3 protein-coding genes are annotated in these 2,516 nt (G+C 72.7%); all 3 read left to right on the top strand.

Annotation, left to right across the window (positions count from 1 at the left end; genetic code table 11):
• The first annotated feature begins 34 nt into the window (after positions 1-34).
• Positions 35-451: a GntR family transcriptional regulator gene (locus CCS38_RS31625; RefSeq protein WP_223736758.1), complete on the top strand. Its 417-nt coding sequence runs from the start codon at positions 35-37 to the stop codon at positions 449-451.
• Positions 452-596: 145 nt separating this feature from the next.
• Positions 597-1,379 (top strand): dimethylargininase, encoded by a 783-nt coding sequence (gene ddaH / locus CCS38_RS31620; protein ID WP_223736757.1) that lies wholly within the window; start codon positions 597-599, stop codon positions 1,377-1,379.
• A gap of 18 nt (positions 1,380-1,397) precedes the next feature.
• Complete coding sequence (locus CCS38_RS31615; RefSeq protein WP_223736756.1) at positions 1,398-2,360, top strand: pirin family protein; 963 nt, start codon at positions 1,398-1,400, stop codon at positions 2,358-2,360.
• Positions 2,361-2,516: the final 156 nt, after the last annotated feature.

Here is a 2,516-nt window from a genome sequence, read left to right as displayed (position 1 = left end):
TTTTGTAGCCCTCAGCTCTATCGGGAGTGTCACCGTGGCCCTGCACCCTCTGCAGCTTGTCGTCGATCCGGAAGCGGCGGACGCGCCGTACGAGCAGGTTCGCACCCAGATCGCCGAGCAGGCCCGGAGCGGGCGGCTGCCGGCCGGGTTCCGGTTGCCGACGGTGCGCGGGCTGGCGGGGGAGCTGGGGCTGGCCGCGAACACCGTGGCCAAGGCGTACCGGGCGCTGGAGAGTGACGGGGTGATCGAGACCCGGGGGCGTAACGGTACGTTCGTCGCGGCTGCCGGGGACGCGGGGGCCCAGCAGGCCGCGGAGGCCGCCCTGGCCTTTGCCCAGCGGGCGCAGCGGCTCGGCCTCGATCACCAGGCCGCGCTGACCGCCGCGGTGACGGCCCTGCGCGCCACGTACGGCGAGGACAGCGACGATGACCAGGCCGGTCAGGACGGATGAGAACCCACCGGTCAGCAGGGCGTGAGCCAACAGGGGCGAGCCGGTCGGCGGCGTTTCCGGCCCTCCCCGCGTAAGGTGGCCCTGCTAACTCGTCGTTCAGTAAGCCGGTACGGGCTCCGTGCCGGGAACCGGAGGTGGGTGCGTCATGGCCAGTCGGAAGGCGCTTGTTCGTCGGCCGAGTCCGCGGCTTGCAGAAGGGCTGGTCACGCATATCGACCGGCGGCCGGTGGATGCCGGGCTCGCGGTGCGGCAGTGGGAGACGTACGTCGGGACGCTGCGGGCGCACGGCTGGGAGACCATCGAGGTGCCGCCCGCCGACGACTGCCCGGACGGCGTCTTCGTCGAGGACACCATGGTGGTGTACCGCAACGCCGCGCTGATCGCGCGGCCCGGCGCGGACGAGCGGAAGCCGGAGACCGCGGCGGCCGCGGAGACCGTCGAGGCGCTCGGCTGCTTCGTGGGCCGGGTCCGCGCGCCCGGGACGCTGGACGGCGGGGACGTGCTGAAAATCGGCGACACGGTGTACGTGGGTCGCGGCGGGCGTACCAATGGGGACGGAGTGCGCCAAATTCGGGCTGCTTTCGAGCCATTGGGGGCGCGGGTCGTCGCCGTACCGGTCAGCAAGGTACTGCACCTGAAGTCGGCCGTTACCGCACTTCCCGACGGCACCGTCATCGGATACCCGCCGCTCGTCGACGACGAGGCGCGCGCACTCTTCCCGCGGTTCCTGGACGTGCCCGAGGAGAGCGGCTCCCACGTCGTGCTGCTGGGCGGTGGAAAACTGCTGATGGCGGCCAGTGCGCCGAAGAGCGCCGAGTTGTTCGCCGATCTCGGGTACACGCCGGTGCCCGTCGACATCGGTGAGTTCGAGAAGCTGGAGGGGTGCGTGACGTGTCTGTCCGTACGCCTGCGGGAGCTGCCCGCATGACCGCCATATCGTGACCGCATGAGCAACCTCGATCTCAAGCCCGCGGCCAGTCTCTGCGGGGGCGGAGGCCGGACCGGACCGGTCCGTGACGTCCAGCCAGGCAAGCAGGTTCCGCTGGGGGAGTCCACGCTGGTCCGCAGACTGCTGCCGAACCTCGGCCGCAGGATGGTGGGCGCGTGGTGCTTCGTGGACCACTACGGTCCGGACGACATCGCCGGGGAGCCCGGGATGCAGGTGCCGCCGCATCCGCACATGGGGCTGCAGACGGTCAGCTGGCTGCGCGAGGGCGAGGTGCTGCACCGTGACAGCCTGGGCTCCCTGCAGACCGTACGGCCGCGGGAGCTGGGCCTGATGACCTCGGGCCGGGCGATCGCGCATTCGGAGGAGTCGCCGCGCGACCACACCCAGGTACTGCACGGCGCGCAGCTGTGGGTCGCGCTGCCGAACGAGCACCGGGGGAAGGCGCCGTCGTTCGAACACCATGCCGAGCTGCCGGTGATCACCGGGGGCGGCGGGCTGAGCGCGACCGTGATTCTCGGGGAGCTGGCGGGCGCGCGGTCGCCCGGCACGATCCACACGCCGCTGGTCGGCGCGGACATCACGATCGGCGCGGGGACGCACGTACGGCTGCCGCTGGAGAGCGACTTCGAGTACGCCGTGCTGACGATCGAGGGGGAGACCGAGGTGGACGGCGTACGGCTCGGGCCCGGCTCGCTGCTGTACCTCGGGTGCGGGCGCGGCGAGCTGCCGGTGCGCGCGGATGTCCACAGCAGCCTGATGCTGCTGGGCGGGCTGCCGTTCGAGGAACGGATCGTCATGTGGTGGAACTTCGTCGCGCGCAGCGGTGAGGAGGTGGCGGCGGCGCGGGAGGCGTGGATGGCGGGGGAGCGCTTCGGGACGGTGCACGGCTACGACGGGCCGCCGCTGCCGGCCCCGGCCCTGCCGCCGGTGCCGCTCAAGCCGCGGGGGCGCCAACGGTGAGGCGGCCGGCCCGCACCGACACGCGTACGGGCCGCACCGCCCCCGGCGCGTGCCGTGCCGCCGAAGGCGCGAGCCGCACCGCCCCCGGCACGACCCGCACCGCCAAAGGCGCGGGCCGCGCAGCCGGTCCCGCCCGCTCCCTCACAGATACAGCCC

The organism is Streptomyces purpurogeneiscleroticus (genome assembly GCF_020024005.1).
GTDB classification, from domain to species: domain Bacteria; phylum Actinomycetota; class Actinomycetes; order Streptomycetales; family Streptomycetaceae; genus Streptomyces; species Streptomyces purpurogeneiscleroticus.
This window is presented reverse-complemented; position numbering and strand designations above follow the sequence as displayed.